Genomic DNA, 15,124 nt, shown 5'->3' with positions numbered 1-15,124 from the left:
GGAATCTCAGTCTTTTACTTTCCGCGCCAAAGCCGCGAGAGCCTCAATCTGGCGCGACAGGAATTCGCGCGTTCCGCTGTCACTCAACTCCAGTGTCTCCGCATTCACCTTGGAGCCCGCCAGCCCGATCATCGCTTCCGGCTTGTTCAGTACGAACGCGTCGAGAAACACGAGGCTCTGGCGGAGGTGATACTGCGCCCGCGCTCCGCCGATAGCGCCGGGTGACGCCGTCTGGATCGCCACAGGCTTGCCCGCCAGCGGCTGCGGCGAAACGCGTGAAAGCCAGTCAATGGCGTTCTTTAGCGCGCCCGGCACGGAGTAGTTATACTCCGGCGTGACGATGATCACGCCGTCCGCAGCGCGGATCTGTTCCGCCATGGCCAGCACGGGAGCCGGGAAACCCTGCTCCTGCAAATCCTGATCATATAGCGGGAACGCGCCAACGGAGCCCAGAGCGCTGATCGACACGCCTTCCGGCGCGAGGGCCGGAAGAGCGCGAGCGACAGCGGCGTTGATCGATGTCTTGCGGAGGCTGCCGATGAGTGTGACGAAATGGAGCGAGGGGGTGGTGGTCATGAAAGATGTCTCCGAAAAAATGCGAACGTGTCGGCGTGTAGCTGGACGGCCGGTCTTCGCTGAACGGGCTCAGTGAAGGTGGCGTAAGTCACACGATAAAATAGTCGAAGCAGAAGACGATAGTTTGAGCAGATGCCGGGCGCGCATTGCGCTGAAAAGGCGCGGCGAATTTCAGGAAAGTGGCTCCACAAAACAGTCGATACCCTCCTTTAATTGCGGGCGCAGGGCGTCCAGTGGCTGATCAGTCGCAAGTGTGATCCAGAACATCCCGTCCAGAAAAGCGAGGATGCTTCGTGCAGTTTGTTCAGCAGTCATGCGCAGCCGAATCTCATTCCGGTCAGAAAGCTGTTGCAATCGTGCAGTAAAAATCTCCATGGTGTTCTGAAGGATCGGGCGAAGCGTGTCGTGAAGCGTGCCGGGGTGCACGCTCTCCGCGTGCAGGTGCAGGCGGCTACGCACGACCGTCAGGATGTCGAAGCCCATCTGGTTTTCGACGGACGACAGCAGGGCGACGATGTCCAGCCATCGTGCTGGAAACGCATCCTCCAGAGGACTCCCGTAGCGAAGCGCCTCAGCGATAATCTCGTCCTTGTTTGCAAAGTGGACATAAAGAGCGCCGGTGCTCATGCCTGCTCGCCGGCATATGTCGCTGATGGAGGTTCGATCCACGCCCTTCTGTGCGATGCACTCGATCACAGAGCGCAATATGCGTTCGCGTTGCGCCAGCATGTGCGCGTCGTCTCTTTTCGGCATATGGACTCCTGCAAACGAGCATTCGGTATGTCGATTCGCGCATCCGCACAAGTCTGTTGACATTGCAATAAAAGAACGAGTATTCGTTTTTTTATGACGGGAGCGAAATATGCGGGAGCCTGTTCCTGCAATATCGGCCGTCCACACATGTCCCGCGCTCACGTAACGGCGACGAGCAAAATTCGATTGTCGAACTTCTCCAGTTGAAGATGTGCGTTTGGCGAGCGTGTCCAGATTGCGGTTTAGAGGCGTCAAAGGAGTTTAAATTCTCGTGGCACATCAGGTTCACATCGACGTCGATAAACTGGATGGACTGCTTGCGCCATTTGACAGCACCAGTGCCCCTGGTTTCGCCGTAGGCGTCGGATTGAAGGGCAGGCCGGTCTATCGTCGCGGCGTGGGTCTTGCTTCAATCGAAACATCGACGGCCCTGTCGCCCTCGATCAGAATGCGCATAGGCTCGACCTCAAAACACTTTTGCGTTCTGGCGTTGATGTTGCTGAAAGAGGACGGCCTTCTGTCGTTGGACGATAGTCCGAGACTGGTGCTGCCAGAGTTGCCGGCTTGGGCGGACGATATGACCATCCGTCAATTGATGGCGCACACCAGCGGCATGCGCGACAGTCTTGATATCTTGATGCTATCCGCGCCGCCAAGCGCGCCGATCGCCGCAGACGAGCAGTTCAAAATGCTCTGCCAAACAAAGAGCGTCAATTTTCTTCCAGGGAATGGATGGAGTTATAATAACGGTGGTTACGTTCTGCTGAGCATGATCATCGAGCGACTGAGCGGCGCTCCGCTTGGCGAGTTTCTGCGTGAGCGCATTTTTTTGCCTGTCGGTATGGTCGACACAATGCTGCGCCCTTTGGACACGGACCTTGTTCCAAATAGCGCGACGCTTCACGTGCCCGATTTGTCGGGTGGATGGCGCCGTGGCGTGATGGGTGCGCCTGTCGGGGGCGAGGGCGGCATTGTCTCGACAGTGGATGATATGCTGCGCTGGCTTGCGCATATGAGCACGCCGCGCGTGGGTTCCGCAGAAAGCTGGGCGGAGATGCGGACGCCTGCCGCGAGTCACGGCTACGGCCTGGGATTGATGATGGGCACATATCGCGGTCTGTCCACGGTACATCACGCAGGCGGGGTCATAGGTGGATCGTGCCAGATGCTGAAAGTGGTCGATTGCGACCTTGACGTTATAGTCATTAGTAATGGACGGAACGCACTTGATCTTTATAACCTGGTGGATGCTATTATCGACAGTTGTGTTGCGGATTTGCCGGTCATACAGCAGGATACTGTTGGAGCAGTTGCTACAGGAACGTATTATTCGAAGAACAGTGGTCGTGTTTTAAAAATTTCTGAGAATAATGGAAATCCATTTATGATGATAAATGGAATGACGCTCCCCGCTAAGCGTGACCGATCTGGGGCGTATTCTGTTTCGATCATGCCCACTGATATCCGGGTGATGCCGGACGGGCCGGATTTCGAGACGTTAAATGCAATCGAATTCGAACGGACTGATCGCCTGGAGCGAGTTCATCCTCCGGCTTCTCACAGCGAGAAAAAAGAATTGTTTGGGGAATATAAATCAGAAATTTCAGAACTTTTTGCGTTTATAAACGGTAATGTAATGCGAGTTTCCGGGGTCAACGGTAGCCAGGATTATACGTTGGAGCAGATTGGGTCTGATATCTGGATGGCCACAACACAATCATTTTTTCCAATGCTTGTAACATTAGAAGTAAGTGAATCAGGAATTCTTATGAGTAGTGGGCGTACAGCCAGACTGCATTTCAAACGACAATAGAAAGTGAGAAGGCCGCTCCGTTTAGGTCATCGGAGCGAAGAACGTCGTTTCTAATCATGTCAGTGTGGTCAAAGTTTTGAATTTTTAAGGATTTTTTTTATGAATGACCATGCTCGGGCCGAATCGGCGTTACGAATTTTCTGTGGTGGGATAGGCACTGAAACCAACACGTCGTCGCCAATTCCAACGAGTTGGTCTGCGTTTGAGACAATGAGCGGTTTTTCCCGGAATAACCTTCAGGTTGATTTGAGCGACACGCGTGGAGAGCCATTTTTTGAACTTCTTGGTGAAAAAGCACAACAAGACGGTCATCGTATTTCTTTCGGCCTGATGGCGCAGGCGCTCCCAGGTGGACCAACTCTCGATCATGTTTGGGAGACTCTCAGTGGACAATTGATTCGGTCTATAGTGGAAACCGGCCCATATGACGTCGTCATTTTGTGGTTACATGGTGCGATGGTTTCTACCACCTGCTTCGATTGCGAAGGAAATTTTCTTGCGCGCTTGAGAAATGCGGTGGGCGGAAACGTTTGCATAGGCGTCTTACTTGATCCTCATGCGCATCTGACGGACGTCATGATAGAGAATTCATCTATCATGATGTTTCTTAGGGAGTATCCGCATACGGACACTCTTTCACGCCTGTCCGAGTTATATGACGCCTGCATAAAGATTGCGCGTGGTGACATTCATCCGGTTGGAGCACGATACAATTGTCAGATGATCGGTTTGTTTCCGACGTCTGATAGGGATATGCGTGTATTTACGGATGAATTGCGGTCGCTCGAAGCGCAAATTAAATGTCTTTCCATTAGCCTCGTTCACGGGTTTCCGTGGGGAGATACGCCGTTTACCGGTGCGCAGGTACTCGCGTATTCGGATGGAGACCTGAGTTGCGCCGAAGAGATAGCCAGAAAATCTGGAGAAAGATTTTACAAACTCAGACGTGCTTTTTGTAAGAAACCCTACGATCTGAAGTGTATTCTTCGAGATTCTTCTGAACGGCCGTCACATGGGCCATGGATCATCGCGGATCAGGGTGATAACCCGGGTGGCGGGTCCCCTGGTGATTCCATGTATTTATTGCGATCGTTTATGGAATTCGGCGCGACGGATTGTGTATTTGGCGCTGTCTATGATCCCGTAGTCGTGAAAACGTGTATTGAAGCTGGGCGCGGTGCGATCCTTCCCTTGCGGATTGGCGGCAAGATCGGCTTATCTTCTGGTCTTCCTCTTGACCTTGATAAAGTTGAAGTGCGGGAAATATCTTCCGATCTTAGACAGGTAGGCCTCGATGGAACGTCTATATCCGCAGGAGCGGCAGCGTGGCTCTATGTTGACGGCATTGACGTTCTCGTTATTTCCGAAAGAAGTCAGGTTTATACAGAGAGTTTGTTTCTTAATATTGGATTGGATGTGTCTGGGAAAAGGCTTATTGGCCTAAAATCAGGCCGACACTTTGAGGCGGATTTTTCAAAATTTTCAGAGAAAATATTTTACGTGGCGACGCCGGGAGCCCTTGATATGAATTTTCGTGATTTTCAATTCAGGGAGAGAGATGAAGATTTTTATCCAAGAGTGCTCGATCCATTGGGCCTTGATCATGTCATTGAGAATTGATCGACGTAATCACGAAATTGAAATTCTTGTAATAGAAAAATTTTTTTTTGAATAAGAAATTTTTATCTCAAATTCCTCGGCGGTAGAGTTTTGTAACGATAGCAGGTTCGAGAAAGTGCGACGTTCGCGGCGGGATGTGGAAATAAAAATGTTTTATCACCTTATGCAATCAAAAAAATGGAGGAAGCGTAGCCTCCTTCTTGTCAGCTCGTTTTGCAGTCTGGCGTATCTTCACCCTGCCGGTGCTCGCGCACAGGGTGCAGTGAACGCTGCTGGAGGTCGAAAAACAGGCCAAACAGCAAGTTCTTCAAAGCAGATAAAAAACATCAAAAAAACTGATGCCGTGTATTCTGCTGAAGGAAGCCCGGAAGCAATTACCATATCCGCGTCGCGACGGCGTCAATCGACACATGACGTCGCTAATTCAGTCACCGTCCTTACGGGCGCCAGCCTCGAAGCCAGAGGGGCGCAAGCTTTTCAGGATTATATTTCGCAGATACCCGGGGCCACATTATCCGCTTCCATCCCCGGATATTCGGCGATTACTTTTCGCGGTGTGGCGACGACAGCTGGAATTGATCAGGGTCAAGGAACGACGGGGTATTTTCTGAACGACATACCTTTGACCGATCCGGGGTTCGCAGTTTCCGTCCCTGATATAGACACGTTTGATGTGGCTCGCATCGAAGCTCTCAAAGGGCCGCAAAGTACGCTATTCGGATCGGCGACGTTGGGCGGCGCAATTGATTACATTCCGAATCAGGCGAACGTAACAAAATGGGATGCCGCCGGGGAAACGTCTATCGTTGGGATGCCCGGGCACGAAGTGGGTTATGGTGAAAAGGGAATGGTTAACATCCCGATCATCAAAGGAAGGTTGGCGGTTAGGGGGGTGCTCGATTATCGACAAGATCCCGGATACATCACGAATCTTGGCATCGGGAAAAACACCAACACGACATATACGCGTAACGCCCGGGTCAGCGTAGTATTTACGCCGACGGACGGAACGAAGCTTGCTTATACCTATCTCGGGCAGAGCACTGACGTATCCGATGACCCATATTCAATGTCGGAGGTCTATGGCGCATACACGAAGAAAGTGGCGACGCTGGAGCCGGTTCGTACGCAGACGCAGATGCACGAGTTACGACTGGATCAGGACTTGGGCTTTGCATCGTTAACGGCGATTGGCGCTTTCCTGAGGAAAGGGCAGTCCGCGTCGTGGGACTATACCCGATATTACGGCGCTCTGTTCCCGACGATCAAAGCTCCGACGATTGACAGGCAGAGCGTCGACGGGAAGTCCATGTACTATGAATTGCGCCTGACTTCCAAGGGGCAGGGGCCGTTGTCCTGGTTGATCGGAGCCGCGTATTACGAGACATGGAAGCGTGTGAATAGCCCGCTTTCGACTGCGGGGAGCGGCGATTACCTCGCTTCTATGTATGGATCGGAGTTGGCCAGTCAGTTGGCGCCTGGCGGCGATGTCTGGCAGCCCTACGATGTGAATTATAACGGAGTAGAAAAGTCAATTTTTGGAGAAATATCATACAAATTCCTACATGATTTTACGTTGACCGGAGGTGCGCGTGTGTTCGGAATGTCCGAAAAATCATCCGCGGAAGTCGGGGGGCTGGGGTCATATCTGGCCTATGGCAGCCTCTTCAATTATTCGTCTGGACGCTCTTCACAAACCAGCGCCTTGCCAAAATTCGCGTTCAAGTACGAGCCCGGCAGGCATATCATGGCGTATTTTCAATTTTCGGAAGGATACCGGTTTGGCGCCCCCAATACCAACCCGGTGAGCGCCCAATATCCCACGCCTCGCGAAACGAAGTCCGACAGCCTCAAGAATTATGAGGTAGGCGCAAGGCTGAATTTCTTTCGAGGTCACCTGATTCTGGAGCCAACGCTTTATTATATAGACTGGAGAAATCTTCAGGCGAAACTCGCCCGCCCTGACGGGGTCGGGTATGAGGCCAACGTGGGTCGCGCTACAAGTCGCGGTTTTGAATTTGCGGGCACATGGGTGACGCCTCTTCCGGGGCTGACGTTGCAGTCAAACGCCACATATACGGACGCTCACATGACCGAGGCTGTGAACCTTGGAAACGGCGTGGTCTTGAACAAGGGAACACAACTGGCGGCCAGCCCGAAATGGCAATTCAGTGAGACTCTGAGCTATCAGGCGAAAACACTTTTTATGCGACCAGTTTTTTCGATCATGCACCACTATCAGGGATCCGCCCCGGTGATGTTTGGTAGCGCAATGAAGATGGGTAATTACAACACACTGGATTTGCGCCTGTCCGGCGACTTGCCTACGTCACTCGGTCACAGCGTTCTCTCGATATACGTGAAAAACCTAACCAGTTCCCGGGGCGTCACCATGGGGTATTCAGGTGGAGGGGGCATCTTCGATCAGTATTATCTTGTTCCACCGCGTCTCATCGGGATGACGCTGGCGTGGCATCTATAAAATGACGGCTTTTATATCTGACAAAAACATAACCCGGATGACTCTTGCACTGCGCAAGGGTTGATCCTGTGCGGCAGCGTCGGGCGCAAACGCCGCCGCCCGAAGGTCGGGCGGCGGCACGCAGTCAGTTATTGTCGTCGTCATCTCCGTCGCTTCCGCCGCCCGGCGCGCTATTGCCAGCGTCGCCGTTGTCGCCGTTTAGAGAGATCGCCACGAATAGGGATTGCCCATCGCGCAGGACACGCAGCAGCACCGCTTGGCGGGTCTTCAGAGCAGCGGCGACAGCCGTCACGGCGGCGTGCGGGTTGTCGATCGGCTGATCGCCCACAGCCTGAATGACGTCGCCCGGCCGGACGCCAGCCTGCTCGGCGGCTGAGCCCGGCTTGACGTCGGTGACCACGACGCCGTGGACGGAACTGTCGAGTCCAAGCTGCTGTCGGACGTTGCCAGTCAGCGGCGAGAGGGAAACGCCAAGTTTTTCGCCTTTTGCGCCGACCTGGGCCGACGCGCCAGCCGCTTCGTTCGCGGCAGATTGGTTGGCGATGTGGACGGTGACGTCGCGCGAAGCGCCGTTGCGCAACAGAGTTACGGTTGCGTCCGTGTTCGGAGCGATGGACGCGACCTTCACGGCAAGATTATGCGGCGTGTCCACCGGCTTGCCGTCGAGTTTGACGATGACGTCTCCGGACTTGATCCCCGCTTTCTCGGCCGGGCTGCCTGCCGACACGTTTGCGACCAGGGCGCCTGATGGCGGGGCGCCGGGGGACGGCGACTTCAGGCCAAGCGCGCTCGCCATCGACGGGGAGATCTGCTGGGCCTCGACGCCCAGATAACCGCGCGTGACGTGACCGGTCTTCTGAATCTGGGAGACGACGTTTTTGACCACGTCGGACGGAATGGCGAACCCGATGCCGATCGAGCCGCCTGACGGCGAGTAGATCGCGGTGTTCACGCCGATGACTTTTCCGTCCTGCGTGAACAGCGGGCCACCGGAGTTGCCGCGATTGATCGGCGCGTCGATCTGGAAAAAGCTGTCATACGGTCCGTCGCCGATGTCGCGGCCCAGAGCGGAGACGATGCCGGCCGTGACCGTGCCGCCGAGCCCGTAGGGGTTGCCAACGGCCACGACCCACTGCCCGGGGAGGACATCGTCGGACTCGCCAAGCTCGATGAACGGCAGCTTGTTTGTGGATGTCAGCTTCAGCAGCGCCAGATCGGTCTTCGGGTCGCGTCCGACGATGCGGGCCGCCAGCGTCGTGCCGTCGTCAAGCGTCGCAGTCACCTTGGTCGCGCCTTTGACGACGTGATTGTTGGTCACGGCGTAACCGTCGGCGGAGATGATGAAGCCCGAACCGCGCGCCTCGATCGTCTGGCGCTGGTGCTGCGGCATCATCTGGAACGGAAAGGGGAAGGGGAACGGCGACTGCTGCATGCCGCCCTGTCCGCCGCCCATGCCGCCGCCTTCCTCATCCGCCGCGTCAGCCTTGATGATCGAGGTGATGGAGATCACCGCGGGTTTCACCTGCTTCACCAGGTTGACGAAGTCGGGGATCGTCTGGGTCTGCGTACGGGGCTGAATGGCGCCGGGCGCGTCGGCGCGCGCGCTGCCGATCAGGCCAGGCGTCCCCAACATCGGAGGGACGGCGAGGGACAGAAGTTCGACGCCAGCGACGGCGAGCAGGAGCGAGCGACGTTTATTCCCGGCGGTCCGGGGCGACTGTGTCTGGTCTTGCATAGGTCTTCCGGTAGGCTCCAACTGATCGGGTCGCGATACGCGACCCCTTCTGGACTTGGCGTCGGGGCTGACCCGACATGTCCGTCCGAGACGTGACGAGGTCACAATGCCTTGTGTCGTCGAACCGGCATCATACACGGTGATGAAAAACGCGTTAGGCCGTCACTTTTGACGATTATGCGTCACCTGATCGGCGCCGAGCCGTCCTGTCGGCCCGCAAATCTTGGAAAAACGAGCGCAGGAGGGTCGCGCAGCGCTGCTCATCAACCCCGCCGACGACGTCGGGACGGTGGAGGCATGCTGGCTGGGCGAAAATGCGAGGGCCGTGCTCGACGCCGCCGCCTTTCGGGTCGTAGGCGCCGAAGACAACCCGCCGGACGCGGAAATGGACGGCGGCGGCTGCGCACATGGGACACGGCTCCAGCGTCACGACCAGCGTACAATCGTTCAGTCGCGTCGACCCCAGCAGGCGGGCGGCCCCACGTAGCGCGAGCATCTCGGCGTGCGCTGAAGCGTCATGGTCGGCCTCCACCTGATTCCCGGCGCTGGCGATAATCTGCCCGTGCGCGCCCAGAACGACCGCGCCAACCGGCACTTCGCCACGCCCGGAAGCGGCGCGGGCTTCGGCCAAAGCCTCGTCCATGGCGCTCCATCGCAACAAACCGCCGGAGGCAATCTCGCGCTTCACGGGGAAGGTTCGCGCGAAACGGAGCGCTGATCGGCCGTAGTCACGTTCTGTTTCAAACGCCGGTTGGGCGGGCGAGGATGCAGTGAGTGAAAAATAATCGAAAACCCCTTATTTTCCCTTGCTTGTAACACGACGAGGGCACAAAGTGCAGCTCACAGACATAGTGATCTCTGTAACATAACGGTTCAACTTCGCCGCCTGAAGTGTAGGGAGAGACCCCGATGCGCAGTCTGACACTTGTCTTGGCAGCCGCCGCAATTGGCATCGGTCTGGCCGCCTCCGAGCGCGGAACATTTCATTTCGGCAGCGAGGCGATGCACGCCCGCGTGGCGAATGAGTCTGGCGCAGTGAAGCTGGCTGATCTCTGAAAGGTCGCGCCTGAAGGTCCGACGGAACAGGGTTCAGGCTGAACCGAAGCATTTCGATCGATATCTTTTCAGGATGTCGCCGTTCGAATTCGCTGTTTCGAGTGTGAGGCGCTTCCGCCAACTCAGGACAGTGTTCCGGCTCCTCCATCTCGTCTGATAATCAGGAAGCAATAAAGCTGCGCCTCGTTGCGCCGCCAGAGGCGCTCCCGGGTGTTTCTTCTACTTTAAACGTATGTGCGCGACAGAAATCGTCCGGTTCAAAGGTGTTGATCTGTGTTCGGACGCAGCGCGTATTGGAGCTGACACGCTATTTCCTTTCTGCGTTGGGACGCAGTTGGAGCCGATGGTGTTGCCGCTCTTTACGGCAGCGAGCGCAACCGTCGCCCACCTTGATGTGACGCTTCGCAGATCCGGACGATGATCGATCAAGAGATGAGCGAACGGCCGCCCCATATACCGGCACGGCGCTTTATTCTATGTGAGCGCCATGACACGCGATAACCCCGTCATCGGCGTAACCATGGATCAGGAGCCGGGAGGCTCCGACCAGTATTCGGCCTTTCCATGGTACGCCCTGCGCGCCAATTACATGAGCGCCATTATCGGCGCCGATGGCGTGCCTGTGGCCATACCGCACGCGCCTTGTATGGCAGGGGCTTTTCTCGACCGGCTCGACGGGCTCGTTGTCACTGGCGGCGCCTTTGATATCGACCCCGTATTGTATGGCGACAAGACGCTTCACCCGACTACGCAGCTCAAACCGGCGCGTACGCGTTCCGAGTTGGCTCTGATTGAGGCGGCGCGCGCGCGCGGGATGCCGATCCTTGGAATCTGCGGCGGTATGCAATTGCTTGCCGCCGTTCTGGGCGGTTCCCTGTATCAGGACATAATGGAGGCCATCCCGAACGCGCTACCGCACGAGCAACCCAATCCGCGTGACGAGGCGGGTCATATCGTCATGATCGAACCGGGCACGCGCCTTTCGACGATTGTCGGACGCTCGAGCATGGCCGTGAATTCCTCCCATCATCAGGCGGTACGAGACCCTGGCCAGGCGATCATCGCCGCGCGGGCGGAAGACGGCGTCATCGAAGCCATCGAGGATGGCGAGGCCACGTTCTGTCTGGGCGTGCAATGGCACCCCGAATTTCTTATCGATGCTGGAGACAAGGCCATCTTCGCCGCTTTCGTCTCCGCCTGCCGTGACTGGCGCGCGCGCGTGGGAGTTGTAGGAAACGGCGCGGCGAATGCTGTGAAACACGAAGGATGACGGACATGGACGGGCAGGACGCGCGCGCGCGCGGCGAGCGGATCGCAAAATGGCTGGCGCGCAGCGGGGTCGCGAGCCGTCGCGACGTCGAGCGCATGATCGAGGAGGGGCGCGTCTCCCTCAACGGCGCCCCCGTGACGCATCCGGCGACGTTCGTGACGGCGAACGACGCTGTGTTCGTGGACAAGAAGCTGGTCGAGCAGCCGGACCACACGCGTCTGTGGCGCTATCACAAGCCGGACGGTCTGGTGACCACCCACCGCGATCCGGAGGGGCGTCCGACCGTGTTCGCCTCCCTGCCGGAGGGGATGCCGCGCGTGGTCAGCGTCGGGCGCCTCGACCTTAACAGCGAGGGCCTGCTGTTGCTGACCAATGACGGTGCGCTGGCGCGACGTCTTGAGTTGCCGTCGAATGGATGGTTGCGGCGATACCGCGTGCGCGTGTTTGGCGTCGTGGACCCGAAGCGGCTCGCGGAGCTTGCCGGCGGCAGCGTGTTCGACGGCGTGAAATACGGGCCTATCGAAGCGTCGCTCGACTCGAAAAAGGGCGACAACGCATGGCTGACTGTGGCGCTGCGGGAAGGAAAAAACCGCGAGGTTCGGCGCGTCATGGCCGGGCTCAACCTGCACGTCAGCCGCCTGCTCCGCACGTCCTACGGCCCGTTTCCCTTGGGTGAACTTCAGCCGGGTGAACTGGAGGAGGTTCCGGGCCGCGTTCTGAAAAGTCAGTTGCCGCGCGATAATGAATCGGCTCCCGCTGCGCGTGGAGCGTCGAAGGGGCGTGCGCCAGCGCGCAGGGGCTAGGCGCCACGTGCGGATTATCGGCGGCGACCGGCGTGGGCGGCAGCTTCAGGCTCCACCCGGCAGCGTGACCCGGCCCACGGCGGATCGCGTCCGGCAGGCGCTTTTCGACATGGTGCTGCACGCCTCTTGGGGCGGGCGCGACGCGGTGGAGGGCGTCGCCGTTCTGGACGGGTTCGCAGGCACCGGGGCTCTGGGGCTGGAGGCCCTGTCGCGTGGCGCCGCGTCCTGCGCTTTTTTTGAACGTGACCGCGCGGCCCTTGCCGCCTTGCGCGTCAACATAACGGCCTGCCGCAAGGAAGACGCATCGCGCGTGTTCGCTGGCGACATTCTGGCGCCGCCGAAAGCTGTTAATCCCTGCGGTTTGGTCTTTCTGGATCCGCCCTACGGCAAGGGGCTGCCCGCGCTCGCCCTAAACGCGCTCACTGCGCGCGGGTGGATCGCGCCGGACGCGCTGGTCATCGTCGAAACCGCCAAAGACGAGGCGCCGCCCGTCGACACCGTGGAGATTCTGTTCGAACGCGTCCACGGCGCGGCCCGGCTCTGGGGGTGGCGGGCTGGCGGCCATGGCTGAGATGCTGACGGAACGGGCGTTTTTCGAGAAGGAGGTCAAGAAAAGCCGTTTCCTGGCCTACGCCGCGCCGGTCGACAGCGAAGAAGCGGCCCTCGCCTTCATCCACGAAATTTCGGACGTCGAGGCGCGGCACAATTGCTGGGCCTGGCGGATCGGCCAGCAGTACCGTTTTCACGATGACGGAGAACCCGGCGGCACGGCCGGTCGTCCCATCCTGCAGGTGATCGAGGCGCAGGACATAGATCGCGTCGCCGTGGTCGTGACGCGCTGGTTCGGCGGGATCAAGCTTGGCGCAGGCGGACTGGTCCGCGCCTATGGCGGCACGGCGGCGGAGTGTCTGCGTCTTGCGCCGCGCGCGCCGATCGTGGCGCGCGTGCGCGTGGGCTTTCATTGTCCGTTTTCCGACCTTGCGCTGGTCGGCGCGCGTCTGCCCGGACTGGGCGCGCAGGTCGAGACAGAGACGTTTGACGCGACCGGCGCTGCTTATGTCGTCGTTGTTCCTGTGGAGGGAGCGGAGGATCTGATTGTGCGCCTTGCGGATTTGACGGCGGGGCGTGTGGCCGCGCGCATTTGCGAGGACGTTAAGGGATAAATTCTGCGAATATATTAATTTATATGATATATAAGCAATTTCCTTTAACCCTTTCGTTGTCGTTATTGCCTTACGATCTGCGCGCTGATAGCGCCGTGTTTGTTACAAAACATGACGGCGCATGATGAAGCATTGGGGTCTCTGTCTGGCTTTATGTGCCTCTGGTTTTTCTGTGGCGGGGTGCGTGCAGAACACCGTGACTTCCCTGAGCGCGTCTGGATCCGGCGTTTCCAATGGGTCTGCTGCGACACATAGGGTCGTCGATATCCCGCAGTGGAATCGCTATCGTCTGGTCGACAAGATCGTGACGAAAAACACCGACACGATGCTGAATTACTGGCAGGCCGTGGCGACCGACTGCTCCGCCGAGAAATTTCAGGTTCTCAGGATCGCGAAAGATCCTCAGCACGGAACGGCTACGCTCGTCGATTACTCGGTCAACCCGAGCTTCCCCGCAGGCAACCCACGCTCGCGCTGCAACGTCGCTCCGGTCTCCGCGACAAGCCTTCATTATAAACCGGCGACGGACTTTACTGGCGTCGACGCTGTGCCCGTCACCGTGGCGGGACCGCGGGGGACGATCATGAACGCTCTGTTCCGTATCCGTGTGGTTGATTGAACGTCCCGGACTTGCCGCCGCGCCTGTTTCGGACCACATCGGGGCGTTCTGAACGGATCGGGGGCGGATCATGGCGCATCGCATCGCAGTCGTAACCGGAGCAGGCGCGGGCATAGGTCGCGCCACGGCGCGCGCTTTGGGGCGGGCGGGCTTTGACGTTGCATTGCTGGGGCGCAATGAGGAGCGTCTGGCGGCGGCGGCCGAGGAACTGGAGCAGTCCGGCGTGCGGACCGTGCGCGTCGCTGTCGATGTCGCCGACGAAGCGGCGCTGGACGCCGCCGCAGAGAGGGTCGAGGACGAGCTTGGCCCGATCTCGATCTGGGTCAATTGCGCCGGCTCCACCGTCGTAGGGCCAGTCGCGGAACTGGACGGCGCCGATATCCGCCGCGCGACGGAGGTCACTTATCTAGGCTCCGTCTATGGCTCCACCGCCGCACTGCGCCGGATGCGACGGCGCGGACAGGGCGTGATCGTCAATCTGGCGCTTGGCCCGCGTTTGCGCGGATTGCCGCTGCAGGCGGCGGAGAACGGCGCGCGTAGCGCCGTGGTCGGATTCTGCGAGAGCCTGCGCGCCGAGATCGCGCATGATGGCGATCGCATCCGCGTGGTGCTTGTCCATCTGCCGTCCTTCAATACGCCGCGCTTCGGCTGGACGAAGAATCTGACCGGCAAGCGCCTGCGCCCGCCTGCGCCGATCTTCGAACCGGAAGTGGCGGGAGAAGCCATCTGCCGCGCGGCGTTTCACAACGGCGAGGATATGTGGGTCGGTTTGCGCGGTCAGATTACGCGCGCGATCGACGCGCTCGCGCCGCGCATCGTCGCGTCCCGTCGTGCTCGCCGGGGTTATGCGGCGCAACTGGAGAAGGCGGCTGCGTCCGACGATGCGCCCGCCAATCTGGAGCACAGCGTCGCGGGCGCGCTTTCCGCGTATGGGCCTTTCGATATCGAATCCAAAAAAGCGACGGCGCTGACGCCCGCGTTTCTCGGCGCTCCACTGCCATTGGGCGCCCGCCTGGGGTTGGCGACGCTAGGTCTCGTCGGCGTGCTGGCAGGGGTGTGGGGCGCGCGCAAGTTTAAAATCTGATAAGCGAAGGAAAGAACAGGCTATTCCGGGTGGCGGGCGTTTGCGCGCGGCCCGCTTCCGTTATCCAATAGCCACGCTTGGCAGCATTGCCCCAGCCCCCTGATGCGCCGTGCGTCGATGGCGGCCGCAAGCAGGGTGCGAGATAGAGGC

The 15,124-nt window shown here is 58.5% G+C and carries 14 protein-coding genes; 10 read left to right on the top strand and 4 right to left on the bottom strand.

Going from position 1 to position 15,124, the window contains the following annotated elements; all coding sequences use genetic code 11:
* Positions 1-6: 6 nt before the first annotated feature.
* Both G442_RS0111370 and G442_RS23970 read right to left on the bottom strand, forming a co-directional pair.
* Positions 7-576 carry an NADPH-dependent FMN reductase gene (locus G442_RS0111370; RefSeq protein WP_026398094.1) on the bottom strand — a complete coding sequence of 190 codons (570 nt, stop codon included), beginning with the start codon at positions 574-576 and terminating at the stop codon, positions 7-9.
* A gap of 171 nt (positions 577-747) precedes the next feature.
* Positions 748-1,329, bottom strand: a complete 582-nt coding sequence (locus tag G442_RS23970) for a TetR/AcrR family transcriptional regulator (RefSeq protein WP_026398093.1) — start codon at positions 1,327-1,329, stop codon at positions 748-750.
* 271 nt (positions 1,330-1,600) lie between these two features.
* On the opposite strand from G442_RS23970, the gene G442_RS22000 reads away from it, so the two are divergent.
* The 3 genes from G442_RS22000 to G442_RS0111350 all read left to right on the top strand — a co-directional run bounded on the left by G442_RS22000 (position 1,601) and on the right by G442_RS0111350 (position 7,244).
* A complete protein-coding gene (locus tag G442_RS22000; RefSeq protein ID WP_051292229.1) occupies positions 1,601-3,142 on the top strand; it encodes a serine hydrolase domain-containing protein in 1,542 nt (513 codons plus the stop codon).
* Between the two features lie 99 nt (positions 3,143-3,241).
* On the top strand, positions 3,242-4,762 hold the full coding sequence (locus tag G442_RS21995; protein WP_035376540.1) for a M81 family metallopeptidase: 1,521 nt from the start codon (positions 3,242-3,244) through the stop codon (positions 4,760-4,762).
* A gap of 148 nt (positions 4,763-4,910) precedes the next feature.
* A complete protein-coding gene (locus G442_RS0111350) occupies positions 4,911-7,244 on the top strand; it encodes a TonB-dependent receptor (protein WP_084440549.1) in 2,334 nt (777 codons plus the stop codon).
* A 124-nt stretch (positions 7,245-7,368) separates the two neighbouring features.
* Here G442_RS0111350 and G442_RS0111345 read toward each other — a convergent pair whose 3' ends face one another.
* Entirely contained in the window at positions 7,369-8,979 is a 1,611-nt protein-coding gene (locus G442_RS0111345) for a Do family serine endopeptidase (RefSeq protein WP_026398091.1), read from the bottom strand.
* A 175-nt stretch (positions 8,980-9,154) separates the two neighbouring features.
* Complete coding sequence (locus G442_RS21990; RefSeq protein ID WP_051292227.1) at positions 9,155-9,622, bottom strand: nucleoside deaminase; 468 nt, start codon at positions 9,620-9,622, stop codon at positions 9,155-9,157.
* A 266-nt stretch (positions 9,623-9,888) separates the two neighbouring features.
* On the opposite strand from G442_RS21990, the gene G442_RS25095 reads away from it, so the two are divergent.
* The 7 genes from G442_RS25095 (at position 9,889) to G442_RS0111295 (ending at position 14,974) form a co-directional block, all read left to right on the top strand.
* A complete protein-coding gene (locus G442_RS25095; protein WP_154660369.1) occupies positions 9,889-10,035 on the top strand; it encodes a hypothetical protein in 147 nt (48 codons plus the stop codon).
* 487 nt (positions 10,036-10,522) lie between these two features.
* Positions 10,523-11,305, top strand: a complete 783-nt coding sequence (locus G442_RS21985) for a gamma-glutamyl-gamma-aminobutyrate hydrolase family protein (RefSeq protein WP_084440548.1) — start codon at positions 10,523-10,525, stop codon at positions 11,303-11,305.
* Positions 11,306-11,310: 5 nt separating this feature from the next.
* Complete coding sequence (locus G442_RS0111315; RefSeq protein WP_174766895.1) at positions 11,311-12,108, top strand: pseudouridine synthase; 798 nt, start codon at positions 11,311-11,313, stop codon at positions 12,106-12,108.
* Between the two features lie 7 nt (positions 12,109-12,115).
* On the top strand, positions 12,116-12,679 hold the full coding sequence (gene rsmD / locus G442_RS0111310; RefSeq protein ID WP_026398088.1) for a 16S rRNA (guanine(966)-N(2))-methyltransferase RsmD: 564 nt from the start codon (positions 12,116-12,118) through the stop codon (positions 12,677-12,679).
* On the top strand, positions 12,672-13,271 hold the full coding sequence (locus tag G442_RS0111305) for an IMPACT family protein (protein WP_026398087.1): 600 nt from the start codon (positions 12,672-12,674) through the stop codon (positions 13,269-13,271). The genes rsmD and G442_RS0111305 overlap by 8 nt, the downstream gene beginning before the upstream one ends.
* A 196-nt stretch (positions 13,272-13,467) precedes the next feature.
* Positions 13,468-13,890: a hypothetical protein gene (locus G442_RS0111300; protein WP_154660368.1), complete on the top strand. Its 423-nt coding sequence runs from the start codon at positions 13,468-13,470 to the stop codon at positions 13,888-13,890.
* A gap of 70 nt (positions 13,891-13,960) precedes the next feature.
* Positions 13,961-14,974: an SDR family oxidoreductase gene (locus G442_RS0111295; protein ID WP_026398085.1), complete on the top strand. Its 1,014-nt coding sequence runs from the start codon at positions 13,961-13,963 to the stop codon at positions 14,972-14,974.
* Positions 14,975-15,124: the final 150 nt, after the last annotated feature.

The sequence above is a fragment of the Acetobacter nitrogenifigens DSM 23921 = NBRC 105050 genome, from assembly GCF_000429165.1.
In the GTDB taxonomy this organism is placed as follows: domain Bacteria; phylum Pseudomonadota; class Alphaproteobacteria; order Acetobacterales; family Acetobacteraceae; genus Acetobacter; species Acetobacter nitrogenifigens.
Note: the sequence above shows the minus strand (reverse complement) of the source record. Positions and strands in the feature narration are given on the sequence as shown.

What these genes read in the sequence shown, in the direction of transcription:
- G442_RS0111370 (WP_026398094.1), bottom strand. Translation starts at nt 576, where the DNA reads ATGACCACCACCCCCTCGCTCCATTTCGTCACACTCATCGGCAGCCTC.
- G442_RS23970 (WP_026398093.1), bottom strand. Translation starts at nt 1,329, where the DNA reads ATGCCGAAAAGAGACGACGCGCACATGCTGGCGCAACGCGAACGCATA.
- G442_RS21995 (WP_035376540.1), top strand. Translation starts at nt 3,242, where the DNA reads ATGAATGACCATGCTCGGGCCGAATCGGCGTTACGAATTTTCTGTGGT.
- G442_RS0111350 (WP_084440549.1), top strand. Translation starts at nt 4,911, where the DNA reads ATGTTTTATCACCTTATGCAATCAAAAAAATGGAGGAAGCGTAGCCTC.
- G442_RS0111345 (WP_026398091.1), bottom strand. Translation starts at nt 8,979, where the DNA reads ATGCAAGACCAGACACAGTCGCCCCGGACCGCCGGGAATAAACGTCGC.
- G442_RS21990 (WP_051292227.1), bottom strand. Translation starts at nt 9,622, where the DNA reads ATGGACGAGGCTTTGGCCGAAGCCCGCGCCGCTTCCGGGCGTGGCGAA.
- G442_RS25095 (WP_154660369.1), top strand. Translation starts at nt 9,889, where the DNA reads ATGCGCAGTCTGACACTTGTCTTGGCAGCCGCCGCAATTGGCATCGGT.
- G442_RS21985 (WP_084440548.1), top strand. Translation starts at nt 10,523, where the DNA reads ATGACACGCGATAACCCCGTCATCGGCGTAACCATGGATCAGGAGCCG.
- G442_RS0111315 (WP_174766895.1), top strand. Translation starts at nt 11,311, where the DNA reads ATGGACGGGCAGGACGCGCGCGCGCGCGGCGAGCGGATCGCAAAATGG.
- G442_RS0111305 (WP_026398087.1), top strand. Translation starts at nt 12,672, where the DNA reads ATGGCTGAGATGCTGACGGAACGGGCGTTTTTCGAGAAGGAGGTCAAG.
- G442_RS0111295 (WP_026398085.1), top strand. Translation starts at nt 13,961, where the DNA reads ATGGCGCATCGCATCGCAGTCGTAACCGGAGCAGGCGCGGGCATAGGT.